At 67.4% G+C, this 23,985-nt stretch carries 25 protein-coding genes and 3 tRNA genes; 20 read left to right on the top strand and 8 right to left on the bottom strand.

The genetic code is table 11. The annotated features are described in order from the left end of the window. The first annotated feature begins 2 nt into the window (after window positions 1-2). The 5 genes from rpsI to JKL49_RS11770 all read left to right on the top strand — a co-directional run bounded on the left by rpsI (window position 3) and on the right by JKL49_RS11770 (window position 3,729). Window positions 3-473 (top strand): 30S ribosomal protein S9, encoded by a 471-nt coding sequence (gene rpsI, locus JKL49_RS11790; RefSeq protein ID WP_215340796.1) that lies wholly within the window; start codon window positions 3-5, stop codon window positions 471-473. 98 nt (window positions 474-571) lie between these two features. Further along, window positions 572-1,519 carry an N-acetyl-gamma-glutamyl-phosphate reductase gene (gene argC, locus JKL49_RS11785; RefSeq protein WP_215340795.1) on the top strand — a complete coding sequence of 316 codons (948 nt, stop codon included), beginning with the start codon at window positions 572-574 and terminating at the stop codon, window positions 1,517-1,519. Between the two features lie 54 nt (window positions 1,520-1,573). Further along, window positions 1,574-2,068: a peptide-methionine (R)-S-oxide reductase MsrB gene (gene msrB / locus JKL49_RS11780; protein ID WP_215340794.1), complete on the top strand. Its 495-nt coding sequence runs from the start codon at window positions 1,574-1,576 to the stop codon at window positions 2,066-2,068. 76 nt (window positions 2,069-2,144) lie between these two features. Further along, complete coding sequence (locus tag JKL49_RS11775) at window positions 2,145-3,122, top strand: sulfotransferase domain-containing protein (RefSeq protein WP_215340793.1); 978 nt, start codon at window positions 2,145-2,147, stop codon at window positions 3,120-3,122. 79 nt (window positions 3,123-3,201) lie between these two features. Next, a complete protein-coding gene (locus JKL49_RS11770; RefSeq protein WP_215340792.1) occupies window positions 3,202-3,729 on the top strand; it encodes a histidine phosphatase family protein in 528 nt (175 codons plus the stop codon). Window positions 3,730-3,852: 123 nt separating this feature from the next. On the opposite strand, the gene JKL49_RS11765 is transcribed toward JKL49_RS11770, so the two are convergent. Together JKL49_RS11765 and phaC are read right to left on the bottom strand one after the other, a co-directional pair. Then, window positions 3,853-4,104 (bottom strand): UvrB/UvrC motif-containing protein, encoded by a 252-nt coding sequence (locus JKL49_RS11765; RefSeq protein ID WP_215340791.1) that lies wholly within the window; start codon window positions 4,102-4,104, stop codon window positions 3,853-3,855. A 1-nt stretch (window position 4,105) separates the two neighbouring features. Continuing rightward, window positions 4,106-6,154, bottom strand: coding sequence for a class I poly(R)-hydroxyalkanoic acid synthase (phaC, locus tag JKL49_RS11760; protein WP_215340790.1), 2,049 nt, complete (start codon window positions 6,152-6,154; stop codon window positions 4,106-4,108). A 112-nt stretch (window positions 6,155-6,266) separates the two neighbouring features. Here phaC and JKL49_RS11755 point away from each other — a divergent pair, with 112 nt between their 5' ends. From JKL49_RS11755 to JKL49_RS11715, 9 genes are all read left to right on the top strand, one after another. Beyond that, entirely contained in the window at window positions 6,267-6,704 is a 438-nt protein-coding gene (locus tag JKL49_RS11755) for a hypothetical protein (protein ID WP_215340789.1), read from the top strand. Window positions 6,705-6,813: 109 nt separating this feature from the next. After that, window positions 6,814-8,034 carry an LL-diaminopimelate aminotransferase gene (locus JKL49_RS11750; RefSeq protein ID WP_215340788.1) on the top strand — a complete coding sequence of 407 codons (1,221 nt, stop codon included), beginning with the start codon at window positions 6,814-6,816 and terminating at the stop codon, window positions 8,032-8,034. An 82-nt stretch (window positions 8,035-8,116) separates the two neighbouring features. Then, the gene (locus JKL49_RS11745) at window positions 8,117-9,424 is read left to right on the top strand and encodes a homoserine dehydrogenase (protein WP_215340787.1); all 1,308 of its coding nucleotides are present in this window, start codon (window positions 8,117-8,119) and stop codon (window positions 9,422-9,424) included. Between the two features lie 51 nt (window positions 9,425-9,475). Beyond that, window positions 9,476-10,429, top strand: a complete 954-nt coding sequence (gene glpX / locus JKL49_RS11740; protein WP_215340786.1) for a class II fructose-bisphosphatase — start codon at window positions 9,476-9,478, stop codon at window positions 10,427-10,429. Further along, the gene (gene recJ / locus JKL49_RS11735; RefSeq protein ID WP_215340785.1) at window positions 10,429-12,234 is read left to right on the top strand and encodes a single-stranded-DNA-specific exonuclease RecJ; all 1,806 of its coding nucleotides are present in this window, start codon (window positions 10,429-10,431) and stop codon (window positions 12,232-12,234) included. Before glpX ends, recJ begins: the two co-directional genes overlap by 1 nt. A 93-nt stretch (window positions 12,235-12,327) precedes the next feature. After that, a tRNA-Glu gene (locus JKL49_RS11730) sits at window positions 12,328-12,402 on the top strand. Window positions 12,403-12,588: 186 nt separating this feature from the next. After that, complete coding sequence (locus JKL49_RS11725) at window positions 12,589-13,227, top strand: cold-shock protein (protein ID WP_215340784.1); 639 nt, start codon at window positions 12,589-12,591, stop codon at window positions 13,225-13,227. A 190-nt stretch (window positions 13,228-13,417) separates the two neighbouring features. Beyond that, window positions 13,418-14,209: a glutaminyl-peptide cyclotransferase gene (locus tag JKL49_RS11720; protein ID WP_347340376.1), complete on the top strand. Its 792-nt coding sequence runs from the start codon at window positions 13,418-13,420 to the stop codon at window positions 14,207-14,209. Continuing rightward, on the top strand, window positions 14,206-14,643 hold the full coding sequence (locus JKL49_RS11715; protein WP_215340783.1) for a PaaI family thioesterase: 438 nt from the start codon (window positions 14,206-14,208) through the stop codon (window positions 14,641-14,643). The genes JKL49_RS11720 and JKL49_RS11715 overlap by 4 nt, the downstream gene beginning before the upstream one ends. Window position 14,644: 1 nt before the next feature. On the opposite strand, the gene JKL49_RS11710 is transcribed toward JKL49_RS11715, so the two are convergent. Continuing rightward, window positions 14,645-14,794, bottom strand: coding sequence for a hypothetical protein (locus JKL49_RS11710; protein WP_215340782.1), 150 nt, complete (start codon window positions 14,792-14,794; stop codon window positions 14,645-14,647). 178 nt (window positions 14,795-14,972) lie between these two features. On the opposite strand from JKL49_RS11710, the gene JKL49_RS11705 reads away from it, so the two are divergent. From JKL49_RS11705 to JKL49_RS11695, 3 genes are all read left to right on the top strand, one after another. Further along, window positions 14,973-15,049: transfer RNA gene (locus JKL49_RS11705), tRNA-Pro, on the top strand. Window positions 15,050-15,084: 35 nt separating this feature from the next. Further along, window positions 15,085-15,390: an ETC complex I subunit gene (locus JKL49_RS11700; protein WP_215340781.1), complete on the top strand. Its 306-nt coding sequence runs from the start codon at window positions 15,085-15,087 to the stop codon at window positions 15,388-15,390. A gap of 127 nt (window positions 15,391-15,517) precedes the next feature. After that, window positions 15,518-15,594 (top strand) — tRNA-Arg (locus JKL49_RS11695). A gap of 3 nt (window positions 15,595-15,597) precedes the next feature. Here the strand turns inward: JKL49_RS11695 and metC are convergent. Next, window positions 15,598-16,761 carry a cystathionine beta-lyase gene (metC, locus tag JKL49_RS11690; RefSeq protein ID WP_215340780.1) on the bottom strand — a complete coding sequence of 388 codons (1,164 nt, stop codon included), beginning with the start codon at window positions 16,759-16,761 and terminating at the stop codon, window positions 15,598-15,600. 59 nt (window positions 16,762-16,820) lie between these two features. Here metC and JKL49_RS11685 point away from each other — a divergent pair, with 59 nt between their 5' ends. After that, entirely contained in the window at window positions 16,821-17,930 is a 1,110-nt protein-coding gene (locus JKL49_RS11685) for an amino acid ABC transporter substrate-binding protein (RefSeq protein WP_347340375.1), read from the top strand. Window positions 17,931-18,043: 113 nt separating this feature from the next. Next, window positions 18,044-19,318, top strand: a complete 1,275-nt coding sequence (locus tag JKL49_RS11680; RefSeq protein WP_215340779.1) for a cytochrome P450 — start codon at window positions 18,044-18,046, stop codon at window positions 19,316-19,318. Here the strand turns inward: JKL49_RS11680 and JKL49_RS11675 are convergent. The 4 genes from JKL49_RS11675 to JKL49_RS11660 are packed head-to-tail and all read right to left on the bottom strand — an operon-like array spanning window position 19,315 to window position 22,940. Further along, the gene (locus JKL49_RS11675) at window positions 19,315-19,815 is read right to left on the bottom strand and encodes a GNAT family N-acetyltransferase (RefSeq protein WP_215340778.1); all 501 of its coding nucleotides are present in this window, start codon (window positions 19,813-19,815) and stop codon (window positions 19,315-19,317) included. The two genes, JKL49_RS11680 and JKL49_RS11675, sit on opposite strands and share 4 nt — an antisense overlap. Next, window positions 19,812-20,648 (bottom strand): 3-mercaptopyruvate sulfurtransferase, encoded by an 837-nt coding sequence (sseA, locus tag JKL49_RS11670; protein WP_215340777.1) that lies wholly within the window; start codon window positions 20,646-20,648, stop codon window positions 19,812-19,814. The genes JKL49_RS11675 and sseA overlap by 4 nt, the downstream gene beginning before the upstream one ends. After that, window positions 20,645-21,643 carry a cysteine synthase A gene (locus JKL49_RS11665; RefSeq protein ID WP_215340776.1) on the bottom strand — a complete coding sequence of 333 codons (999 nt, stop codon included), beginning with the start codon at window positions 21,641-21,643 and terminating at the stop codon, window positions 20,645-20,647. The genes sseA and JKL49_RS11665 overlap by 4 nt, the downstream gene beginning before the upstream one ends. 43 nt (window positions 21,644-21,686) lie before the next feature. Next, entirely contained in the window at window positions 21,687-22,940 is a 1,254-nt protein-coding gene (locus tag JKL49_RS11660) for an SAM-dependent methyltransferase (RefSeq protein WP_215340775.1), read from the bottom strand. Between the two features lie 187 nt (window positions 22,941-23,127). Here JKL49_RS11660 and kdsA point away from each other — a divergent pair, with 187 nt between their 5' ends. After that, window positions 23,128-23,979, top strand: coding sequence for a 3-deoxy-8-phosphooctulonate synthase (kdsA, locus tag JKL49_RS11655; protein ID WP_215340774.1), 852 nt, complete (start codon window positions 23,128-23,130; stop codon window positions 23,977-23,979). Window positions 23,980-23,985 lie beyond the last annotated feature (6 nt).

The raw sequence follows: 23,985 nt of genomic DNA, 5'->3' as shown, positions 1-23,985 counted from the left end.
AGATGTCCGAACCCCAAGGCTTCGAGGCCCTGCAAAGCCTCTCCTCGCAACCGGCCGCCGAGCCGGCCGTGCAAAAGATCGACAAGTTCGGCCGCGCCTATGCCACCGGCAAGCGCAAGAACGCGATCGCCAAGGTCTGGATCAAGCCGGGCAAGGGCAAGATCACGATCAACGGCCGCGACCAGGAAATCTACTTCGCCCGCCCCGTGCTGCGCATGATGCTGGCCCAGCCCTTCCAGGTCACCGACCGTGAAGGCCAGTTCGACGTCGTCGTCTCGGTCGTCGGTTCGGGCCTGTCGGGTCAAGCCGGCGCCATCCGTCACGGCCTGTCCAAGGCCCTGACCTACTATGAGCCGGGCCTGCGCCCGGTGCTGAAGCCGCACGGCTTCCTGACCCGCGACAGCCGCGTGGTCGAGCGGAAGAAGTACGGCAAGGCGAAGGCGCGACGCAGCTTCCAGTTCTCGAAGCGCTAAACCCGCGCGCGTTCACCACGCGTTTTGCAAAGGGGCGCTTCGGGAAACCGGGGCGCCCCTTCTGCTATCTGGAATTCGGCTTTGTTTGGATCAGCGACATGACCCACACGGTATTCATCGACGGCGAGGCCGGCACCACGGGCCTGCAGATCCGCGAGCGGCTGGAAGGCCGCACGGACCTGCAACTGCTCTCCATCGATCCGGCCAAGCGCAAGGACGTCGGCGCCCGCGCCGAGCTGTTGAACGGCGCCGACGTGGTGATCCTGTGCCTGCCCGACGACGCGGCCCTTGAGGCCGTCAGTCTGATCACCAATCCGGCGGTGAAGATCGTCGATCCGTCCACCGCCCACCGGGTGGCCCCCGACTGGGCCTATGGCTTCCAGGAGGCCATCCTCGGCCAGCGCGAGGCTATCGCGGCCTCCAAGCGGGTGTCGAACCCCGGCTGCTATTCGACCGGGTCCATCGCCCTGATCCGGCCCCTGGTGGACGCGGGCCTCCTGCCGGCCGAGCAGCCGGTGAGCATCAACGCGGTCTCCGGCTATTCCGGCGGCGGACGGCAGATGATCGCCGAGTTCGAGGATGAGAGCGCGCCCGACTACACCACGGTCGCCTACCGCATCTACGCCACCGGCCTGTCCCATAAGCACGTGCCGGAGATCGCCGTTCATGGCGGCCTGACCCACAAGCCGATCTTCACCCCAGCCGTCGGCCGCTATCACCAGGGCATGATCGTCGAGATTCCGCTGCACCTGTGGGCGCTGCCGAAAAAGCCGACCTTGGCGGCGCTCCAGGCGGCATTGGCCGAGCGCTATGAGGGCGAGCAGTTCGTCGAGGTGGCCAGTCTCGCGGAAGCGCAAGGGACCAAGACCCTCGACCCCGAGGGCCTGAACGGAACCAACCGCATGAAGCTGTTCGTGTTCGGCAACGAAGCGCAGGGCCAGGCGCGGCTCGTGGCCCTGCTGGACAACCTCGGCAAGGGCGCCTCGGGCGCCTGCGTGCAGAACATGAACCTGATCCTGGGGCTGGACGAAGCCGCGGGACTCTAGGGATGGGCGAGGGCAGGGTGAAACCTTCGGGCTTCCTCTCACGTATGACCTGACATGACCCAGATGCTTGACCGCCGCCGCTTCCTCGCCACCTCCGCCGTTGCGATGGCGCTGGCGCCCATGGGCTCCGCGCTCGCCGCGACGCCGGCCGTGCCCGATCCGAAGTGGAAGAAGCTCACCGACGCCCAGTGGAAGGCGCGCCTGCCGGGCGACAGCTATCGCGTGCTGCGCCGCGAGGACACCGAGCGCCCGGGGACCAGCCCCCTGCTGGCCGAGCACCGCAAGGGGACCTTCGTCTGCGCCGGCTGCAACTGGCCGCTGTTCAAGAGCACGGCGAAATACGAGAGCGGCACCGGCTGGCCGTCGTTCTTCACCTCCATCGGCGGCGGCCTGATCAAGAAGCCCGACTTCGCCATCGGCATCCTGCGCACCGAATACCACTGCGCCCAATGCCTGGGTCACCAGGGCCACGTCTTCAATGACGGCCCGCAGCCCACCGGCCTGCGCTACTGCAACAACGGCGTGGCGCTGAAGTTCGTCCCAGCCTAGGAGATCGCGACCCTGGCGGGGATTTGCCCAGGCAGGGCCGAATAACCCTGGTATTTCACCGTCCGATCCGTAACTGATGACCCTGGGCTTTGAGGGGGGCACAGTCATGCTGGAGCGCGCGCCGGTTCGGGAATTCCGCAGTTGGTACTGCGACAGCCGACGTTGGGACGGCTATGCGCCGCGGCCTGGCGACGTGGTGATCGCCACCCCGCCCAAGGTCGGCACCACCTGGACCCAGCAGATCGTCAACCTGCTGATCTTTCAGTCGGCCGAGCCCCGTCCGGTGTCGATGCTGTCGCCTTGGATCGACAACCGGTTCAAGGGGCCGGTCGGGCCGGTGCTGGAAACCATCGAGGCCCAGACCCATCGACGGTTCCTGAAATCACACCTGCCGCTGGACGGTCTGCCGATCTATGACGAGGTCCGCTACATCCATGTGGCGCGCGGCGGGCGCGACGCCTGCATGTCCTATCTCAACCACATCAATGGCTACACGGCCTTGGCCTGGGCGGGTCTCGACGCCGCCGGTATGGACGAGCCACAGATTGGTCGCCCCCTGCCTCGGCCCCCGAAAACCGCGCGGGAGTTCTTTCATCACTGGATGGCGCGCGGGGAGGACAGCGACCTGTCCTTGATGTCGCAGTCGTTCTTTGACATCGAGCGGACCTATTGGGCCGGTCGCGGGCGGTCAAACCTGCTTCTGGTCCACTATAACGACCTGAAGGCCGACCTCCGGGGCGAGATGGGCAGGATCGCCGATTTTCTGGATATCGAGGTGGCCTACGACCTATGGCCAGAGTTGGTGGACGCCGCGACCTTCGAGACCATGAAGCGGGACGGGCCGGCCCTGCTGCCGGGCATGGAGTTCGGCTTCGAAGGCGGAACCGAGACCTTCCTCAACAAGGGGACCAACGATCGCTGGCAGTCGGTGCTGACTGACGACGACAACGCGCTCTATCTGCAGCGCCTTGAGGAGGAGTTGTCGCCAGGCTTGCGCGCGTGGCTGGAGAACGGCCGTCGGGTTGCGGGCGATCCACGAGACGCGGTTGACTGACAGGCGAGAGCCTGCCAGCGAGCAGGCCATGCCGCGAATTTACTTTCTGACCCATCCAGAGGTTGTCCTAGACCCCGCCGTGCCCGTAACCCGGTGGCCGCTCTCGGAGACTGGCCGTCGTCGAGCGGGCCTGTTCGCCGACAGCCTGGTGGGCGGGCAGGTGACCGCCGTCTGGTCCAGCGATGAGCGCAAGGCCCTGGACGGCGGCGCCATCGTCGCAGAGCGCCTGGGCGTGCCGCACCGCATCGACCCCGAACTCGGCGAGAACGACCGCTCGGCCACCGGCTACATTGCCCCGCCGGAGTTCTGGGAGGTGGTGGCGCAGTTCTTCGGCAAGCCCGACGAGAGCGTGCGCGGCTGGGAGACCGCTCGCCATGCGCAGGTCCGCATTGTCACCGCCATGCAGCGTCTGGCCCGCGACGAACCCACCCGCGGGGACATCGTCGTGGTGGCCCACGGCGGGGTCGGGGAACTGCTGATGGCCCACCTGCAGGGCGTCGCCATCGGCCGGCAGGACAAGCCCCAGCACTCGGGCGGCGGGTGCTGGATCGAGATCGACAAGGCGAGCCTCGGGCTTCTGGCGGGCTGGACGAACGTCCCGGACTGACTCAAATCCGCTCCTCCCGGCGAAGGCCGGGACTCAGATACATCCGCCGCTTTCAGCATTCCTGGCGCGGGTCGTGACCTACGACCTGGATCCCGGCCTTCGCCGGGAAGAGCGGCGGTGGGGCTAGCGCTTCCCACCGCGCGGCTTGTGGTTGCGGGTCATCAGGTCGGGCTTCGGGGGTGGCTTCCAGCCCTTCGGCGGCCGCACGGCTTGCGTGTCCGTGCCGACCCCCATCTGACCCGGCTGTTGGACGCGGATCATCGAGCCGGGCGTCAGAGCCGCGATCTGGTCGCGCAGCTTCGCGGCCAGTTCGTATTCCTCATGGTCCATCGCCTGGGCCATCTCACGCTGCAGCTCGGCGATGGTCTTGGTCATCCTAGGACTTCACCTTCACGTACGACCCCGGCGCGTCCTCCAGCGGCTTGAAGGGCCCCTTGGCGGGGTCGCGGGCCGGGACCTGGCCGCCGGATTTGGCCTTCAGCCATTCGGCCCAGTGGGGCCACCAGGAGCCGGGGGTTTCCTTGGCGGCTTCCATCCATTGCTCGACGGAGCCGGGCAGGTCGCTGTTGGTCCAGTGCTGGTACTTGTTGGCCACCGGCGCATTGATCACGCCGGCGATGTGGCCTGAGCCGGCAAGCGTGAAAGTCACCGGCCCGCCGAACAGCTTGGCGCCGCGATAGACCGAGCGGGCGGGCGCAATGTGGTCTTCCTTAGACGACTGGACGTAGACCGGGGTCTTCACCTTGGAGAGGTCGAGCTTGATGTTGTCCATCACCAGCTCACCCTTGGCCAAGGCGTTCTCGCCGTAGAACTTGCGCAGGTAGAACAGGTGCAGGGCCTTGGGCATGCGGGTCTGGTCGGAGTTCCAGAACAGCAGGTCGAAGGGCTTGGGCTCCTTGCCCATCAGGTAGTTGTTCACGAAGAACGACCAGATCAGGTCGTTGGCGCGCAGGGAGTTGAAGGTCTCGGCCATGGCCTGGCCCGACAGCACGCCGCCGGCGGCGTCCATCTGCTTCTCCAGGTCGCCTAGCCAGTCCTCGTTGGTGAACAGCAGCAGGTCGCCGGCCTCGGCGAAGTCCTGCTGGGCGGCGAAGAAGGTGGCCGAGGCGATCCGCTTGTCCCCCTTGGCCGCCATGTGGGCCAGGGTGGAGGAGAGCAGGGTGCCGCCGATGCAGTAGCCGACGGTGTTCACTTGGGTCACGCCGGCCTGCTTCATGGCCGCCGCGGTGCCCTCGTAGATGCCCTGCTGCATGTAGTCTTCGAAGGTCTTGGCGGCCATCTCCACATCGGGATTGACCCAGGAGGCGACGAAGACCGTGATCCCCTGGTCGGTGAGCCAGCGGATCATCGAGTTCTCGGGGCGCAGGTCCAGGATGTAGAACTTGTTGATCCAGGGCGGGAAGATCACCAGCGGGATATCGAACACCGTCTCCGTGGTGGGGTTGAACTGCAGCAGCTGCAGGACCTGATTCTGGAAGACCACCTTGCCCGGGGCGGTGGCGACGTTCTCGCCGATCTTGAACATGTCGTAGTCGGTCTGGCTGATGGCCAGGGTGCCGCCGCCGCGGGTCAGGTCGGCGGCGAAGTTCTCCATGCCCTGCAGCAGGCTTTGGCCTTGGGTCGACATCGCCTCGCGCAGGGCGGCCGGATTGGAGACCAGGAAGTTCGACGGCGAGAAGGCGTCGGTGAGCATTTTCATGAAGAACTCGACCCGGCGCTTGGCCATGGGATCGACGCCCTCGACCTCGGAGACGAGCGCATTCAGCCAATTGGAGGTGACCAGGTACGACTGCTTGATCACATCGAAGACCGGGTTGTCGCTCCATTCCGGGTCCAGGAATCGCTTGTCGCCCTTGGCCGGCGCCACGGTGGGCTCGACGGTCTCGCCGCTGGCGCGGCGGGCGGCCGATTGCCAGAGCTCCAGATAGCGCTGGAACAGGTCGGCCTGGGCGCGGACCAGGCGGTCGGGCTGGGAGGCGAGGCGACCCATCACGTCGGTCAGCGCCGGGGCCACATGGAAGGGGTCGGGTTGCAGGGCGGCGGGCCGCTCGGCCTGGCGCAGGGCGGCCTCGGCGATGGCGCCCTGGGCGGTCAAGGCGGCGCGGGCCAGGTTGGCCGACAGCTTCTCCATCATCTCCCGCTGCTCGGCGTTGAGCTGGGCGGGGGCGAAGTCGACGCTGCCGCCGAAGGCCGCGGCGGCGGCGGGATTCATCGTCATCCGGGGCGCTTCGGGACGCGGCGCCTCGGTGCGGGGGGATTTGGCCTTGGGCGCCTCGGCGCGGGGCGCTTGCGGCGCGGCCCTGGGCGCCTTCACCTTGGGTTCGGCGCTCTTGGCGGCCTTGGTCTTGGTCTTGCCGGAGCCGGTCTTGACCGTGTCCGACGCCTTGGCCTTGGCGGCCTTGGTCTTGGTCGGCTGCTTGCTCATGACCGTCTTCTCCCAGGTTTGTCTCGCGGGCTCGGCGCTCGCGCTCTTTCGCCCAACGCAATCATGGCATAAGACCAGCGCCAAGATGAACGCGTCGCCTAGACTTTTCGTGATGAGTCGCTTGAAACCCTTGCGGACGAGCCTGCTGGTCTGTGTCTGTGGCGCCGCGATGCTGAGCGGCTGCGCGATTTCCAACCCCTTCGTCACCGCTGCGGTGAACCCGGCTTCGCCGATCGCCGCCGAGGTCGCCGCCAAGGCCCGCGCGAGCCACGACTACCCGACCTTCGCCGACATTCCCCCCGTGCCTGCCGACGTCCGCCCCCTGCCGGCCTTCGGCCGCGCGGCGAGCGACCTCCAGGTGGCCGGCGCCGAGCTGGTGCGCGACACCGCGCCCAGCACCTGGACCCTGACCGGCACCGACGCCTTCGCCGGCCGGGCGCGTGATATTGCAGGTCCCGAGGCGACCGGTCCGGACTCCACCACCGCGGCCACCGAAGCCTTCGCCAAGGCGCAGCGGGCGCGAGCTACACCGCCTCCGTCGCCGAGATAGGCCCGCGGAGGCGAACGATCTTGAACCTGCTTGGCGAAGCCCCGCACCGGGACTCGCCATGTGCGACTTCAGCTCCCTACCGCCGCGAGGCATGCGGCCAGAGCTCCAAATGACCCCCGAATTCCACCGTATCCGACGCCTTCCTCCCTACGTCTTCGAGGAAGTGAACCGCATCAAGGCGCGCCTGCGCGCCCAGGGCGTGGACATCATCGACTTCGGCATGGGCAATCCCGACATGCCGACGCCCAAACACATCGTCGACAAACTGATCGAGACCGCCCGCGACCCCAAGGCCGGGCGCTATTCCGCCTCCAAGGGCATCGTCGGTCTGCGCCGCGCCATGGCCGGTTACTACAAGAAGCGCTTCGGCGTGACCCTGAACCCTGACACCGAGGTGATCGCCACCCTGGGGTCGAAGGAAGGCTTCGCCAACCTGGCCCAGGCGCTCACCGCGCCGGGCGACGTGATCCTGTGCCCCAACCCGGCCTATCCGATCCACGCCTACGGCTTCATCATGGCTGGCGGCGTCATCCGCCACGTGCCGGCCCCGTCTCCGGAAGAGTACCTGTCGGGCGTCAGCGCCGCCATGCGCCACTCCAGCCCCGCCCCCAGCGTGCTGATCCTGTCCTACCCGTCCAACCCGACGGCTCAGTGGGTGGATCTGGACTTCTACAAAGAGGCGGTGGCTCTGGCGAAGAAGCACGACCTGCTGGTGCTCTCCGACATCGCCTATTCCGAGATCTATTTCGACGACAACCCGCCGCCCTCGATCCTGCAGGTGGACGGCGCCAAGGACCTGGCGGTCGAGGTCAACTCGCTGTCCAAGACCTACGCCATGGCCGGCTGGCGGGTCGGCATGGTGGTGGGCAATGAGCGGATGTGCGCGGCGCTCGCCCGCGTGAAGTCCTATCTGGACTACGGCGCCTACACCCCGATCCAGGTTGCGGCGGCGACGGCGCTCAATGGCCCGCAGGACTGCGTCGACGAGATCCGCGCCATGTACAAGAGCCGCCGCGACACGCTGGTGACCTCGATGAAGCGCGCTGGCTGGGACATCCCGTCGCCACCGGCCTCGATGTTCGCCTGGGCCCCGCTGCCCGAGCAGTACAAGGAGGCCGGCTCCATGCTGTTCGCCAAGCTACTGATCGAGGAGGCCGGCATCGCCGTCGCCCCCGGCGTGGCCTTCGGCGAGTATGGCGAGGGCTATGTCCGCATCGGCCTGGTGGAGAACGAACACCGCATCCGCCAAGCCGCCCGCAACGTGAAGAAGTTCCTGGCCAATTCCGAAGAGATCCTCGGTCGGGCCCACAACACCCTGGCGGCCCAATGATCCTCCTTCGCCGAGGCTACGGAGGACATGGCCGTGTGGATGGAGGATCAATCCTCCGAAGCTCTGAAGGAGCGTAGGACGGATGAGTGGTAAAAACTGGCGTATCGGCGTCGCGGGCCTGGGAACGGTCGGCGGCGGGCTGCTGAACTTCCTGTCCGACCGGCCGGGCTTCGCGCCCGCCGGCGGCCAGGCCGTGGTGACCGGAGTCTCAGCGCGCTCACGCTCGCGGCCCCGGCCCTTCGACATCTCCAATCTGGCCTGGTTCGACGACCCGGTGGAACTGGCCAAGTCCCCCGACAACGACATCTTCGTCGAGCTGATCGGCGGCTCGGACGGTCCGGCCAAGGCCGCGGTGGAGGCGGCGCTCCACGCCGGCAAGCCCGTGGTCACCGCCAACAAGGCGCTGATCGCCGAGCACGGCGCGGAACTGGCGCTGCTGGCCGAGACCAAGGGCGTGCCCCTGCTGTACGAGGCCGCCGTCATGGGCGGCACCCCGGCGGTCAAGGTCGTGCGCGAGGCCATGGTCGGCGACGACATCCGGTCGATCTCCGGCATCCTCAACGGCACCTGCAACTACATCCTCACCGAGATGGAGGGCATGCTGGGCCAACAGGGGCCGGCCGACGCCTTCCGCGCGGTCCTGGCCGAGGCCCAGCGCCTGGGCTACGCCGAGGCCGACCCGACCATGGACGTCGGCGGCTTCGACGCGGCCCACAAGATCTCGATCCTGGCGGCCTTGGCCTTCGGCTGCGCGCCCAACTACGCCGCGGCCGAAATCGAGGGGATCGAGCAGGTCGCCCTGCTGGACATCCAGCTGGCCAAGGATCTTGGCTACCGCATCAAGCTCATCGCCTCGGCCAGCCGGTCGGACGAGGGCGTGCTGGTGCGCGTGCATCCGACCTTGGTGGCGCTGAACCATCCCCTGGCCCAGGCCGGCGGCGCGTTGAACGCCCTCTTCATCGAGGGGACCCGGATCGGCACCATCTATCTTCAGGGGCCTGGCGCGGGGGCTGGCCCCACCGCCGCCGCTGTGGCCGCCGACATCGCCGACCTGATGACCGGCGCGGTGCGTCCGGTCTTCCAGAAGCCGGCCGGACAGCTGAATCCCTTCACCCCCGTCGATCCCGCCAAGAGCATGGGGCGCGCCTTCCTGCGCTTCCTGGTCAAGGACGAGCCCGGTGTTATCGCCGCGGTGTCAGAGACCCTGGCCGAGGCCGGTGTCTCCATCGAAAGCTTCCTGCAGAAGCCCGTGGAGAATGCAGATGGCGTCCCGATCGTGCTGACGACGCACGCCGTGGCGGAATCGGTGCTCACGGCGGCTATAGACCGCATCGCGAATCTGCCCTCAGTGCTCGAAAGACCGCGGCTCTTGCGCATCGCGCGCATATGAGAATCTCACGATAGTCGCCGGCTATGCCGGATTCCGGCAGGAGACGAGTTCATGAGTTCCGAAATTCTGGATCGCGGTCTGGTCATGGACGCTGTCCGGGTGACCGAGATCGCCGCCATCGCCGCCTGGAAACTTGTGGGACGGGGCGACGAGATGGCGGCGGACCAGGCGGCGGTGGACGCCATGCGCACGGCTCTGAACGACCTGAACATCGACGGCGAGATCGTCATCGGCGAGGGCGAGCGCGACGAAGCGCCCATGCTCTACATCGGCGAGAAGGTCGGTAAGGGCAAAGGCCCGAAGATCGACATCGCCCTCGATCCCCTGGAGGGCACGACGCTGACCGCCAAGGCGATGGCCAACGCGCTGTCGGTCATGGCCTGGGCGCCCAAGGGCACCCTTCTGAACGCGCCCGACACCTACATGGACAAGATCGCCTGCGGGCCGGGCTATCCCCGGGGGATCATCGACCTGGACAAGACCCCCGCCCAGAACGTCGAGGCTCTGGCCGGGGCCAAGGGCGTCGACGCCAGCGAGATTACGGTCTGCATCCTGGACCGCCCCCGCCATGCCGAGATCATCGCTAGCGTCCGCTCGGTGGGCGCGCGAATCTATCTGATCACCGACGGCGATGTGGCGGGCGTGATGAACACCGCCGACCCCTCGACGGGCGTCGACCTCTATGTCGGTCAGGGTGGCGCGCCGGAGGGGGTGCTGGCCTGCGCGGCGCTGAAGTGCGTTGGCGGCCAGTTCCAGGGCCGCTTGGTGTTCCGCAACGCCGACGAGAAGGCCCGCGCCAAGCGCATCGGCATCACCGACTTCGACCGCAAGTACGATCTACACGAGATGGTCCGCGCCGACGCGATCTTCGCGGCCACCGGTGTCACCAACGGAGCCTTGCTGGACGGCGTCCACTATGAGGACGGCTTTGTGCACACCCACACCATCGTCATGAACTCCGCCACCCAGACGGTGCGTGAAGTGCGGATGAAGCGGCCGGTGTGATGGCCGAGGGCTCCACCCCGGCGGGCTATCTGGGCGTCACCAAGTCGCTCAGCGGCCGGCTGTGGCGCGAGCGGGCCGCCGATCCCGAGACCGTGCGCCGCCACGAAATGGCGCTGGGCCTACCCGAGCCCCTGGCCCGGGCGCTCGCGTCGCGCGGAGTCGAGGACGGCCAGGGCGAGCACTATCTGAACCCGACCCTCAGGGCGCTGTTCCCCGACCCGTCCAGCTTCATGGACATGGACAAGGCCGCCGAAATCCTGGTGGACGCCGTGGCCAAGGGCCGGCCCATGGCGGTGTTCGCAGACTATGACGTCGATGGGGCCTCCAGCGCCGCCCAGCTGGTCCGCTGGACCCGCGCCTTGGGCAGCAGTCTTCGCATCTACGTCCCCGACCGCATCACCGAGGGCTACGGCCCCTCGCCCGCCGCCTTCCGTCGCCTGAAGGACGAGGGCGTCGAGCTGGTGATCACCGTCGACTGCGGCGCAGCCGCGATGGAGGCGGTGACCTATGCCGTCGAGATCGGCCTGGAGGTGGTGGTGATCGACCACCACCTGATGCGCGGCGACGAGGTTCCGCCCGCCACCGCGCTCGTAAACCCCAATCGGCCCGGCTGCGAGTCGGGGCAGGGGGTGCTGGCCGCCGCCGGGGTCACCTTCGTCCTGCTGGCCGCCCTGAACCGCGAGGCGCGCAAGCAGGGCCTGTTCACGGCTGAACGTCCCGAGCCCGATATCCGCCAGTGGCTGGACCTGGCCTGCATGGGAGCCATCTGCGACGTGACCCAGCTGGTGGGCTTCAACCGGGCCCTGGCCTCCCAGGGGCTGAAGGTGATGTCCGGCTGGCGCAATCCCGGCCTGAAAGCCCTGCTGGACGTCGCCAAGAGCCAGGGGCCGGCGACGGCCTTCCACGTCGGCTTCGTCCTTGGCCCGCGCATCAACGCCGGGGGCCGCATCGGCCGCGCCGACCTGGGCGCGCGCCTGCTCTCCACCGACGATCCCCGCGAGGCCGCTGATCTCGCCGCCGAACTCGACGCGCTGAACGCGTCGCGCAAGGAGGTGGAGCGCGAGGTGCTGGAGCAGGCCGTTCAGATCATCGAGCGCGAGAGCAACCAGGCCGATCTTCCGGTACTGCTGGTCTCCGCCGATGATTGGCATCCCGGCGTCATCGGCATCGTCGCCGGCCGCCTGCGCGAACGCTACCGCAAGCCGGTGATGGTGATCGGCGTCGACCGGGCGGCCGATGTGGGCAAGGGCTCGGGCCGCTCCCAGCCGGGGGTGAACCTCGGGCGGGCCGTCCAGGCCGCCTATGAGGAGGGCCTGCTGATCGCCGGCGGCGGTCACGCCATGGCCGCGGGCCTCAGCGTCAAGCCCGACACCATTCCCGAACTGCGCGCCTTCCTTTGCGAGCGCCTGGCCGACGAGAGCGAGGTGGCCGCCGCCGAGGACGGCCTGGACATCGACGCCCTGATCACCACCCGCGGCGCCGATCGAGCGCTCTACGAGAGTTTCCAGCGGATGGCCCCCTTCGGGCCTGGCAATCCCGAGCCGGTCTTCGCCCTCTCCGACGTGCGCGTGGAGCGGGCCATGGCGCTCAAGGGCGGCCATGTGCGGGTCACCCTGACCGACCGCACCGGCGGCAAGCTGAAGGCCGTGGCGTGGCGCTCTGAGGGCACGGAGATCGGCGCCCGGCTGCTGGCCGAGGGCGGCGGATTGCATATAGTCGGTCGTCTGAAGCCGGACGATTGGCAGGGCCGCTCCAGCGTCGAGCTGGAGATCGAGGACGTCGCCGACCTCCGCCGGGTGGGGTGACGACCAAGCTTTGTGCGGAACCGGGAGAACTCGTGGTGAGTGCGCTTGCACACCCCCGGCAACGCAGCTATAGAGCCGCCCTTCGCGTCCTGCGGTCCCTTCGTCTATCGGTTAGGACGCCAGGTTTTCAACCTGGAGAGAGGGGTTCGACTCCCCTAGGGACTGCCACGCGAAACCGCCCTTGGGCGGGCAGCCGACATTAGGCTCGGCGCCAATCCATCGCGCAAAGCGCGAGAAACACACCAAATGCGTGCATTTGGGTGAAAAACCCCCATTGACGGCTCTCCTGTTACGAGAACAGTGTTATGACTGGCCAGTATCCGTAGGGATTTGGAGATCGGGCCAGAGGGGCAAATGTCTGGTTACGAATTTGAGGGTGTAGATTCGCACGAGGACGCCGTGCGGATTAGTGGTCGGATCAAGTGGTTCGACGCGGGTAAGGGCTATGGCTTCATCGTCCCCGACGATCCAGGCCAGACCGACCTGAAAGATGTTCTTCTGCATGTGACGTCGCTTCGCAACTCCGGGCGGGAAAACGCTCTGGAGGGGGCCATCATCGTCTGTGACGTCATCCGCCGGCCCAAGGGCTGGCAGGTGTCGGAGGTCGTGGATCTGGACGAGAGTTCGGCGCCGCCGCCGGCCGAGCGGCGCACCCGTGACGACGGCGGTTTCCGTCGCGACCGCGACAGCTTTGATCGCCCCGCCGGGGGCGGCTTCGACCGGCAGGCCGGCGGCTTCCCCGCCCGCAGCTCCCGCCCGGCGCCCCAGGCGCGCGGACCGCTGGAGCGGGCCAAGGTGAAATGGTTCAACCGCGCCAAGGGCTACGGCTTCGTGGTGCGCGACGGCGAACCCGGCGACATCTTCGTCCACATCGAGACCCTGCGCCGGTCCGGCATCGAGGACCTGCAGCCCGGCGACGACGTCATGGTCCGCTTCGCCGAGGGTCCCAAGGGCCTGGTGGTGGCGGAACTGGAGTCCATCGGGATGGCGTGACGGCCGAGCCGTACCGCCTTGCCTCCGCCGCAAGCCTCCCGCAAAGGATGGACGTCCGTCCTAGAGCGTGACAGCCTGAAGTGGATACCGGTTCAGGCGCCTGTCACGCTCTAAACTTTGAAGGGCGAGCCTGTTCATCCATTTCAGATGAAACATCTGAAATGGACAGGCTCTAGCCAGGGAGTCCGGCTTGTCGTCTCTGTCCCTCAAGCCCCTCTGGCTCGCTGTGATGGCCTTCGCCGCCGTCATGGTGGCAAGTCCCGCCGCGGCCCTCCTGCCCGTCCAGGGCTATGAGGTCCGCGCGACCTATCCCCATGACAGCCAGGCCTTCACCGAGGGCCTGTTCTTCCTGGACGGCGTCATGTTCGAGAGCACGGGCCTGGAGGGCGCCTCCTCGATCCGCAAGGTGCGGCTGAAGGACGGCGCGGTCCTGCAGTCGGTGGCCACTGACGATGACAAGTTCGGCGAGGGCATCGTCAACTGGGGATCGGAGATTCTCAGCCTGACCTGGCGAGACCAGATCGGCTATCGCTGGGACCTCAAGACCCTGACCCGCAAGGGCAGCTTCCGCTATCCCGGGGAGGGCTGGGCGCTCACCCAGGACGGCAAGAGCCTGATCATGAGCGACGGCACGCCCTTCCTGCGCTTCCTGGACCCGAAGACCTTGAAGGAGACCCGGCGGGTCAAGGTGACCGCCGAGGGCCGCCCGGTGCAGAACCTCAACGAGATCGAGTGGGTGAAGGGCGAAATCCTGGCCAATATCTGGATGACCAACCGTATCGCCCGCATCGACCCCAAGACCGGGGCGGTGAAGGGCTGGATCGACCTGAGCGGCCTGCCCGAGACCCTGTCCCAGCGCGACCCCGACGCGGTGCTCAACGGCATCGCCTATGACCGCCAGGGCGACCGCCTGTTCGTCACCGGCAAGCGATGGCCGCGCCTCTATGAAATCGGGCTGAAGCCCCTGAAGGACGCCCGATGACGCAGCCCGCGCAGATCATCCCGCCCGACGGCTTCATCCAGTCCAGCGGCCGCGGGGACTTCTCCACCATCAACGGCCCCTATTATCACCGGGCTCAGCAGCAGGACGGCCTGACCGAGCAGGCCTTCTTCGCCGAGCAGCGGCATGCCAATGGCCTGGGCCTGGTTCACGGCGGCATGCTGACCGCCTTCCTGGACGGCCTGCTGGCCGCCGCCGTGTGGCGCGAGACCCAAACGCGCTCGGTCACCATCCACCTGTCGGTGGACTTCCTGCACATGGCCCGGATCGGGGAATGGGTGATGGGGGATGCGCGGGTGACCCGCGCCACCCGCGATGTCGCCTTCGTGGAAGGTCGCGCCTATGTCGGCGGCCACGACGTGGTCCGCGCCTCAGGGGTGTTCAAGCTGATGCACCGGCGCGCGCCGGCGGGCTAGCTCAGCCCAAGGCCATCTTCGCCACGAGGCTGGCGCCGGTGATGGCGGCGGCCGCGATCAGGCTCACCCGGATGGGGTCGCCGTACTTGTCCCAGAACTTGGCCCGCTTGCGCATCTCCATGCGCCGGACCCGTTTGGACTTTTTCTTCACGCTGAGCATTGGACCCCTGTCTCGCTGAGGGAGACCTAGCGACTTGGCGTGCAAACGTCGAGCCAGCTGGGTGCGGCAGATTGTAAATCATCTATCTGCCGATCACGAGGTCGCCTGCGGCCTCCTATCGTTTGCGGGAAAGGCCAAAGCCTTATATCCCACGCCCGCCGGTGCTTTTCGGGGTGTAGCGCAGCCTGGTAGCGCATCTGGTTTGGGACCAGAGGGTCGGAGGTTCGAATCCTCTCGCCCCGACCAGCACCGGCCAAACGACTTATCGCCAGGGATCCTTCATGCTCGCGCGCATCTATCGTCCGGCCAAGAACGCCATGCAGTCCGGCAAGGCCAAGACCAAGGACTGGCTGCTCGAATTCGCGCCGCAGGACGCCAGAGCGTCGGACCCGCTGATGGGCTGGACCCAGACCCGCGACACCGACGGCCAGATCCGCCTGTCCTTCGACACCTCGGAAGACGCCGTGGCCTACGCCCAGGCCCACGCCATCCCGTTCCAGCTGTTCGACCCCAAGCCTGCCAAGCGCATCGTGAAAGCCTATGCCGACAACTTCGCTTTCAACCGCAAGCAGCCCTGGACCCACTAGAGCGGGATGCGAAAAAGTGGATACCGGCTTTTCGCACCAATCCCGCTCTAAACATAAGTAGGCGATCACGTCTTATGATTTTGGATCGCCTCGATCCAAAATCATCGTGATCTACGTCTCTGCAAGAGCGCCCTTAGCTCAATTGGATAGAGCACCTGCCTTCTAAGCAGGCGGTTGCAGGTTCGAGTCCTGCAGGGCGCGCCAGGGCTAGCCGCCCGTGGCGCTGAAGGCGTCCAAACCCTTCCGCAAGTCGGCGATCAGGTCGCCGGCGTTCTCCAGGCCGACATGCAGCCGCATCAGCGGGCCGCCGTAGTCGGGGCGGAACTTGCGGGTTCCGAGCTGGGGGTCGCAGGAGATGGCCAGGCTCTCGAACCCGCCCCACGAAAAGCCCAACCCGAACAGCTCCAGCGCGTCGAGGAAAGCGTTCACGGCTGTTTCGGAGGCGGGCCGGAACACGAAGCCGAACAGGCCGCAGGCGCCGGCATAGTCCCGCTTCCACAGCTCGTGGTCGGGGGCGCCGGGCAGGGCAGGGTGCAGGACGCCGGCGACCTCCGGCTGGTCGCGCAGCCAGGCGGCGATGGCCAGGCTGCTTTCGCCTTGCCGCGCCAGCCGAGTGGGCAGGGTGCGCAGGCCGCGCAGCATCTGGTAGGCGTCCTCGGGCGCCACGGCCCAGCCCAGGTGGATGACGCCGTTCTCCAGCTGGCCCACCAGGGCCGGGTCATTGGCCGCCGCCGAGCCCATGAAGACGTCGGAGTGGCCGCCGACATATTTGGTCAAGGCCTGGACGCTGATGTCCACGCCCTGGGCCAGCGGCTTGATGAGGTAGCCGGCGCCCCAGGTGTTGTCGGCGAGCGTCAGGATGCCGCGCGCGCGGGCCAGCCGGGCGATCGCCGCAAGGTCCTGCATCTCGAAGGACAGGGACCCCGGGCTTTCCATCACGATCATCCGGACGGCCTCGCTCGCGCCGCCCACCAGGTCTTCCGGCCTCTGGCGCGGATCGAAATAGCGCACCGCCACCCCGAACCGGCGCAGGACGTGGTCGCAGAACCGGCGGGTGGGCTTGTAGATATTGTCCACCACCAGCACCTCGTCGCCGGCCTTCAGCACCGCCAGCATGGCGCCGGTTAGGGCCGCGAGGCCCGAGGGATAGAGACAGACGCCCTTGGCGCCCTCCATCTCGGCCAGGGCGTCGCGCAGGGCGTCGTGGGCCGACAGGCCCTGACGGCCATAGGTGATGAAGTTGTCGTCGTCGTAGAGCGCCTGCGCGTTGGGCAGCAGGACGGTGGAGCCCTTCTGGATTGGCGGCCCCACGGTCTTGGCCAGCGACTTGGGCGTGGCGCCGGCGCGGATCAATCGGGTTTCTTCGGCCATGCGGCTTGACGGCTCGGAACGAACAGGGGCGACAATGCCCGCGACCCCTTAGAGCCCCCGTGAGGTTTGTGATCAAGGCGCTAGGCCGCACCGCCGCCATCGGATTTCTGCTCTGGCTGACCGCCTGCGGCGGCGGCGATCCCACGCCTGCGCCGCCGGCCAGCGCCACGACGGCGGCCGACCCGGCGACCCAGGTGCTGCGGGCCAAGGCCAGCCCCACCCTGGCCGCCGTCCGCGCGCGCGGCTACCTGGCCTGCGGCGTGCACCCGGGCCTGGCGGGTTTCGCCTTCCCCGATGACAAGGGCGCCTGGCATGGCTTCGACGTGGATATCTGCCGGGCGGTGGCCGCCGCCGTGCTGGGAGACGCCAAGGCGGTGCGGTTCACCCCGATCCAGGCCCAGGACCGTTTCGCCCAGCTGACGGCGGGCAAGATCGACATCCTGTCGCGCAACACCTCCTGGACTCTCGCCCGCGACGCCGGCGGCCTCGACTTCCCGGCGGTGACCTATTTCGACGGCCAGGGCTTTCTCGCCACCAAGGCCCTGGCGCTGGCCAGCGCCGACGAACTGAACGGCGCGCGGATCTGCGTCCAGGCGGGCACCGCCAGCGAAGAGAACCTGGCCGACTACTTCAAGACCCGCGGCCTGAAGTACCGCGCCGTCGTGGCGGCCTCCGAGGCCGAGGCCCGCGAGACCTATCAGGCCGAGGGCTGCGACGCCTTCACCGCCGACGTCTCGGCCCTGGCCTCGGCCCGCTCGCTGATGAACAATCCCAACGCCCACGTCATCCTGCCCACGGTGATCTCCAAGGAGCCCCTTGGCCCCGTTGTACGCCAGGACGATCCGGCCTGGACCGATATCGTCCGCTGGAGCGTCTACGCCCTCATGCTGGGGGAGGAGCTGAAGCTGACCTCGGCCAATGTCGCCAAGGCCCGCGACGCCTCCACCGACCCCCGCGTGCGCCGCCTGCTGGGGACGGAGGGAAACCTCGGCCCCTTGCTGGGCCTGAAGGCCGACTGGGGGTTCCAGGCGATCCGCCAGGTGGGCGCCTATGACGAGGTGTTCCGCCGCAATGTGGGGCAGGGCTCGCCGCTCAAGCTGGAACGCGGCCTCAACGCCCTGTGGAATGCGCCGCAGCCGGGCCTCCACTATCCGCCGCCGGTGCGATAGGCGCGCAGACCGTCGGCAGATGGTTCTTGCAATACAGCGTTCGGTTCGGCGTCATTGACCCAACGACAGGTAAGCGAGCCCCCAAGAGGCCCGCGTGTCAGGGAGAGACGACCATGAGCGACGGTTCCGTCGATATCCGCCAGGAGGCCCGTCAGCAGGCCGCCGCCCTCCCGCTGGACCAACTGAATCCGGCCCAACCTGAACTGTTCACCAGCGACACCATGTGGGCCCAGTTCGAGCGCCTGCGCCGGGAGAGCCCGGTGCATTACACCGAGAACAGCGACTACGGCCCCTACTGGTCGGTGACCCGGTACAACGACATCATGGCCATCGACACCAATCACCAGGTGTTTTCGTCGGCCGACGGCATCGTCCTCCAGAGCCTGGAATCAAAGGCCGAATCAGCCGGCCGTCCGACCCGGCCCAGCTTCATCGGCATGGACCCACCCAAGCACGACGTGCAGCGCAAGGCGGTCAGCCCGGCGGTGGCGCCCCACAACCTGGCGCAAATGGCGCCGGTGATCCGCGAGCGGGCGGGAAAAATCCTCGACGACCTGCCGATCGGCGAGACCTTCGACTGGGTGGACCTGGTCTCCAAGGAGCTGACGGCCATGACCCTGGCCACCCTCTTCGACTTCCCCTTCGAGCGGCGGCGCGACCTGACCTACTGGTCGGACATGATGACCAACCCGCCCGGCCACGGGGTCTGCGACAGCTGGGAGCAGAAGCGCGAGGTGCTCGGCCAGTGCTTCGAGGCCTTTGACGACATGTGGACCGCGCGGAAAGACGCCGTGGAGCCGCAGTTCGACATGATCTCCATGCTGGCCCACAACCCGGCCACCCGCGACATGGACGCCCACGAGTACCATGGGAACGTCACCCTGCTGATCATCGGCGGCAACGACACCACCCGGAACACCATCTCCGGCTCGATCTACGCCCTGAACCAGAACCCGGCCCAGTACCGCAAGCTGCGGGAGAACCCGTCGCTGATCCCGTCGATGGTGTCGGAGACCATCCGCTGGCAGACCCCGCTTGCCCACATGGCCCGCACGGCCACGCAGGACTACGAGATCGGCGGCAAAACCATCAAGAAGGGCGACCGGGTGGCCATGTGGTACGTCTCGGGTAACCGCGACGACGAGGTCATCGCCAACCCCGACAGCTACATCATCGACCGCGAGCGCCCCCGCCAGCACCTGTCCTTCGGCTTCGGCGTCCACCGCTGCGTCGGCAACCGCCTGGCCGAACTGCAGCTGCAGATCATCTGGGAAGAAATCCTGGCCCGCTTCCCCACCATCGAGGTGGTGGGCGAACCCCAGCGCACCCACTCGGTGTTCGTGAAGGGCTACGAGACCTTGCCGGTGATCATCCCGACCCGGAACTAGAGGATCAGCCACATCGCGCAGCGTTCCTCGAGATTGCGGGCTCGCTCGGCCTTGAGGGTGTCGGCGAGATGCCGGGGCATGTCGGCGTCCGGTATCTCAACGAACCCCATCTTGCCGTAGAAGGGGCCGTTCCAGGCGATGCTGCGGAACGTCGTCAAGGTGACCTCAGATAGGCCTTCGGCGCGGGCCCAGGCGATGACGTGGTTCAGGAGCAGGCGACCCAGGCCCTTGCCCTGATGACCCACCTCGACGTCGAATTCGAGGATATGCAATTCGCCCCGGTCCCGGTGCGCGCCCAGAAACCCGACCGGCGTCCCCTGTTGGCCGTCGATGACCCAGAGCGTGCCGTGCTCCAGGGCGTCGCGCCATCCCTCGGCGGGTGTCACGGTCGACAAGGGCCCGGGTGGGATCGAGGTGGTCAGAAAGGCGTCCACGGCCGAGAGTTCGATTTCCGGCAGCCGCGGCAAGTCCGCCTCGGTCGCCAGGCGGACGATCAAGGACCGGTCACCACGGCGGTGTCGCTGCGACCGCCCCACTCGGTCCAGGAGCCGTCATAGACCGCGACGTCCTGACGCCCCAGGCGGGCCAGGGCCAGGGCCACGACCGAGGCGGTGACGCCCGAGCCGCAGGTGGTGACGATGGGGGCGCCAAGATCGACCTTGGCGGCGGCGAACAGAGGCTTCAGCTCACCGGCCGACTTCATCGTGCCGTCGGCGTTCAGCAGGCCGTCGAAGGGCGTGTTGCGGGCGCCGGGCATGTGACCTGAGCGCAGACCGGCGCGGGGCTCGGGGACCTCGCCGCGGAAGCGGGCCGCGCCGCGGGCGTCCACCAGCTGGGCGGCCTTGGACTCCAGCAGGTTCCGCACCGCCCCGATGTCGCGCACCAGCTTGGCGTCCAGGCTCGGGGAGAGCGTGGTGGCGGGCAGGGCGGCTTGGCCGCTCTCGGTCGGGCGGCCCTCGGCGAGCCAGGCCTTGAAGCCCCCATCCAGGACGAAGACCTTGTCGAATCCCATAACCCGCAGAGTCCACCAGACCCGGGCCGCCGAGCGGATGCCGAAGCTGTCATAGGCCACGACGGTGGCGTCCCGCGACAGGCCAATCGCGCCCGCGGCCTCAGCGAAGGCGTCAGCGGTAGGAAGCATGTGCGGCAGGTCGACGGTCTTGTCGGCGATGGCGTCGATGTCGAAGAAGATGGCGCCGGGGATATGGCTCGCCAGGTAGTCGGCGTGGCCCTCGCGGCCCTCGTTCGGCATGAACCAGGTGGCGTCCACCACCTGCACCTCGCCCAGATGCGCGGCCAGCCAGTCGGTGGAAACCAGGGGATCGGTCATAGCCAGCCGGGGACGGGGAGGCCCCGCTCCTTGAGGAATTCCGGATTATAGATCTTGCTCTGATACCGCGAACCCTGGTCGCAGAGGATCGTGACGATCGTGTGCCCCGGACCCAGGTCCTTGGCCATGCGGATTGCGCCGGCGACGTTGATGCCGGTGGAACCGCCCATCACCAGGCCCTCATGCTCGACCATGTCGTAGATGGCCAGCAGCATCTCCTCGTCGCCGATGCGGTAGGCGTGATCGATCGCGAGACCTTCGAGATTGGCGGTGATCCGCCCCTGGCCGATGCCCTCGCTGATGGAGGTTCCCTCCGACTTCAGCTCGCCGGCAGTGAACCAGCTGTAGAGCGAGGCGCCGTGCGGATCGGCCAGGCCGATGGCCACCTTCGGGTTCTTCGCCCGGAGCGCCTCGGCGATGCCCGCCAGGGTGCCGCCCGAGCCCACGGCGCAGATGAAGCCGTCCACCTTGCCGTCGGTCTGAGCCCAGATTTCCGGGCCCGTGGTCTCGACGTGGGCCTGGCGGTTGGCGACATTGTCGAACTGGTTGGCCCAGACCGCGCCGTTGGGTTCTTTCGCCGCAAGTTCCTCGGCTAAGCGCCCGGAATAGCGGACATAGTTGTTGGGGTTGGAGTAGGGGACGGCGTCCACCTCGACCAGCTCGGCGCCCAGCAGGCGGATGGCGTCCTTCTTCTCCTGGCTCTGGGTGCGCGGGATGACGATGGTCGTCTTGTAGCCGCTGGCCCCGGCGACCATGGCCAGGCCGATGCCGGTATTGCCCGCCGTGCCCTCCACGATCCGCCCGCCCGGCTTCAGCAGGCCGCGTCGCTCGGCGTCGCGGATGATGTAGAGCGCCGCCCGGTCCTTCACGGACTGGCCGGGGTTCATGAACTCGGCCTTGCCGAGGATTTCGCAGCCCGTGGCCTCGCTGGCGCGGGCCAGGCGGATGAGCGGCGTGTTTCCGATGGCGTCCAGGACGCTGTGTGCGACGGTCATGTCCGCTACTTAAGGGGCGTCGGGGCGTCCGAACAGGGGGCGATCAGGCCTTTGAGAGCCCAAGCTGCACAACATCGGTGCGACCGGTGCGGAAGCCGGCGTCGCAGTAGCTGAGGTAGAACCGCCATATCTTGCGGAACTTCTCGTCGAAGCCGAAGCCCTTGATCTCGTCCCAGCGCGCGTCGAACCGTTCGGCCCATTGGGCCAGCGTGTCGGCATAGTCCTGGCCGAAGCGGGAAATCCCGGTCCAGGCCAGGCCCGCCCTGTCGGTCTCGGCCTTCAGCCTGCTCTCCGAGGGCAGCATACCACCCGGGAAGATGTACTTCTGGATGAAGTCGGCGTGGCGGCGGTAATCCTCGAACAGCTCCTCCTGGATGGTGATGATCTGCAGGCCGGCCCGGCCGCCGGGCGCCAGCACCTCGCTGATCTTGTTGAAATAGGTCGGCCAGTAGCGCTCACCCACCGCCTCGAACATCTCGATGGAGGCCACCCGGTCGAAGCGTCCCTCGACATCGCGATAGTCGATCAGCTTGATCTCCGCGCGATCGGACAGGCCCTGGTCGAATATCCGCTTGGCGGCGAAGTCGTACTGTTCCTTGGAGATGGTGATGCCGGTGACCTTGGCGCCGACCTCGCGGGCCGCGTACTCGGCGAAACCGCCCCAGCCGCAGCCGATCTCCAGCACGTTCATGCCGGCCTTCAGGTCCATCTGCTGGGCCAGCGCCCGGTACTTGTTGGCCTGGGCGGCCTCCAGGCTCTGGCCGGGATGGGCGAACCTGGCCGAGGAGTAGGTCATGCTGGGGTCCAGCCAGCGGGAATAGAAGTCGTTTCCCAGGTCGTAGTGCGCGTGGATGTTGCGCTTGGATCCCTGGCGGGAGTTGCTGTTCAGCGCGTGGCTGATGAAGTTGAACACCCCCACGACCGGGTTGCCCTGCGTGATGCGGCGCAGGTTGTCATAGTTGAGGGAAAACACGCTGAGCACCGCCGTCAGGTCCGGCGTGTCCCATTCTCCGGCCGCGTAGCCCTCGGCGAACCCGATGTCGCCGGCCGCCAGGGCGCGGCGGATGAACCGGAAGTCGCGGACGATGATGCGGGCCTTGGGGCCGGGCTCGCCCTCCAGCCGCAGCTCGTGGCCCTTGGGTGTGACGAAGGTCAGCTCCCCGGCCATCCAGTTGTGGGCCATCATCCGCAAGGCGTTGCGGAATATGATCGGCACGTCGGCCAATGCGGGCAGGCGCCGGAAGGCGCGAGGTGAAGCCGCGAGCGCGGTCAGGGACGATTCGTGCGCCAGGGTCATGGCCGCAACTCCCGATCTCTAACTGGATACTAACATTGGTTTGGCGTCGGGAAAATTCGAGAACCCTTGCTGAACCTACGGCCCTGTTCCGGCCCCGGATGCAGCCGAAGAATTCCCGCTTGTGAAGACAACGCACGCGCGCCACTTAAGCCGCAACCCCACAGCCTGACCGATCCGGAGCCCGTCCATGGCCGTTCTGACCCTGAACAAGTGGAACATGTCGATTGGCGACGGCCAGCCGCTGTTCGTCATCGCCGGTTTGAACGTGCTGGAGGACCTGGAGCTGGCGCGGGTCACCGCCCGGCGCTTGAAGGGCATCTGCCGTGACCTGGGCCTACCCTATGTTTTCAAGGCCAGCTTCGACAAGGCCAACCGCTCCTCGATCCATAGCTACCGCGGACCGGGCCTGGAGAAGGGCCTGGAGATCCTGAAGGAAATCAAGGCCGAGTTCGACGTCCCGATCTGCACCGACCTGCATGAGGCCAGCCAGGCCGAGCCCGTGGCCGAGATCGCCGACATCGTGCAGATTCCGGCCTTCCTGGGGCGGCAGACCGATCTGGTGGTCGCCACGGCGCGGGCGACCCACAGCCGAGGCGGGTTGCTGCACCAGAAGAAGTCCCAGAACATGGCGCCCTGGGACACCAAGCAGATGGTGGACAAGGTCCGCGAGGCCCTCGGCGGCGCACAGATCAGCATCCTTTGCGAGCGCGGCACCACCTTCGGCTACAATAACCTGGTGGTGGACATGCTGGGCATCGGCGAGATGCAGAAGCTGGGTGTCCCGGTGACCATCGATGCGACCCACGCGGTCCAGCTCCCCGGGGCTGACCCCCGCACCCAGGGCGCTTCGACGGGCGGCCGGCGCGAGGGCGTGCCCACCATCGCCATGGCCGCGGTCGCCGCGGGCGCCGACGGCGTGTTCCTGGAGTTCCACCCCAACCCAGACGAAGCCTTGTGCGACGGGCCGAGCACCTTGCCCCTCGACAGGGCCGAAGGCCTGCTGCGCAGCCTGAAAGCCATTCATACGGCCCGGTCCTAGTGTCAT

The organism is Phenylobacterium glaciei, assembly GCF_016772415.1.
Taxonomy (GTDB): Bacteria; Pseudomonadota; Alphaproteobacteria; order Caulobacterales; family Caulobacteraceae; genus Phenylobacterium; species Phenylobacterium glaciei.
The sequence above is the reverse complement of the archived record's forward strand: the minus strand, read 5'-3'. Positions and strand labels throughout refer to the sequence as shown.

Bases quoted from the DNA above. Each gene is read 5' to 3' on its own strand.
- rpsI (WP_215340796.1), top strand. From the start codon at position 3: ATGTCCGAACCCCAAGGCTTCGAGGCCCTGCAAAGCCTCTCCTCGCAA.
- argC (WP_215340795.1), top strand. From the start codon at position 572: ATGACCCACACGGTATTCATCGACGGCGAGGCCGGCACCACGGGCCTG.
- msrB (WP_215340794.1), top strand. From the start codon at position 1,574: ATGACCCAGATGCTTGACCGCCGCCGCTTCCTCGCCACCTCCGCCGTT.
- JKL49_RS11775 (WP_215340793.1), top strand. From the start codon at position 2,145: ATGACCCTGGGCTTTGAGGGGGGCACAGTCATGCTGGAGCGCGCGCCG.
- JKL49_RS11765 (WP_215340791.1), bottom strand. From the start codon at position 4,104: ATGACCAAGACCATCGCCGAGCTGCAGCGTGAGATGGCCCAGGCGATG.
- phaC (WP_215340790.1), bottom strand. From the start codon at position 6,154: ATGAGCAAGCAGCCGACCAAGACCAAGGCCGCCAAGGCCAAGGCGTCG.
- JKL49_RS11755 (WP_215340789.1), top strand. From the start codon at position 6,267: ATGAGTCGCTTGAAACCCTTGCGGACGAGCCTGCTGGTCTGTGTCTGT.
- JKL49_RS11750 (WP_215340788.1), top strand. From the start codon at position 6,814: ATGACCCCCGAATTCCACCGTATCCGACGCCTTCCTCCCTACGTCTTC.
- JKL49_RS11745 (WP_215340787.1), top strand. From the start codon at position 8,117: ATGAGTGGTAAAAACTGGCGTATCGGCGTCGCGGGCCTGGGAACGGTC.
- glpX (WP_215340786.1), top strand. From the start codon at position 9,476: ATGAGTTCCGAAATTCTGGATCGCGGTCTGGTCATGGACGCTGTCCGG.
- recJ (WP_215340785.1), top strand. From the start codon at position 10,429: ATGGCCGAGGGCTCCACCCCGGCGGGCTATCTGGGCGTCACCAAGTCG.
- JKL49_RS11725 (WP_215340784.1), top strand. From the start codon at position 12,589: ATGTCTGGTTACGAATTTGAGGGTGTAGATTCGCACGAGGACGCCGTG.
- JKL49_RS11715 (WP_215340783.1), top strand. From the start codon at position 14,206: ATGACGCAGCCCGCGCAGATCATCCCGCCCGACGGCTTCATCCAGTCC.
- JKL49_RS11700 (WP_215340781.1), top strand. From the start codon at position 15,085: ATGCTCGCGCGCATCTATCGTCCGGCCAAGAACGCCATGCAGTCCGGC.
- metC (WP_215340780.1), bottom strand. From the start codon at position 16,761: ATGGCCGAAGAAACCCGATTGATCCGCGCCGGCGCCACGCCCAAGTCG.
- JKL49_RS11680 (WP_215340779.1), top strand. From the start codon at position 18,044: ATGAGCGACGGTTCCGTCGATATCCGCCAGGAGGCCCGTCAGCAGGCC.
- sseA (WP_215340777.1), bottom strand. From the start codon at position 20,648: ATGACCGATCCCCTGGTTTCCACCGACTGGCTGGCCGCGCATCTGGGC.
- JKL49_RS11665 (WP_215340776.1), bottom strand. From the start codon at position 21,643: ATGACCGTCGCACACAGCGTCCTGGACGCCATCGGAAACACGCCGCTC.
- JKL49_RS11660 (WP_215340775.1), bottom strand. From the start codon at position 22,940: ATGACCCTGGCGCACGAATCGTCCCTGACCGCGCTCGCGGCTTCACCT.
- kdsA (WP_215340774.1), top strand. From the start codon at position 23,128: ATGGCCGTTCTGACCCTGAACAAGTGGAACATGTCGATTGGCGACGGC.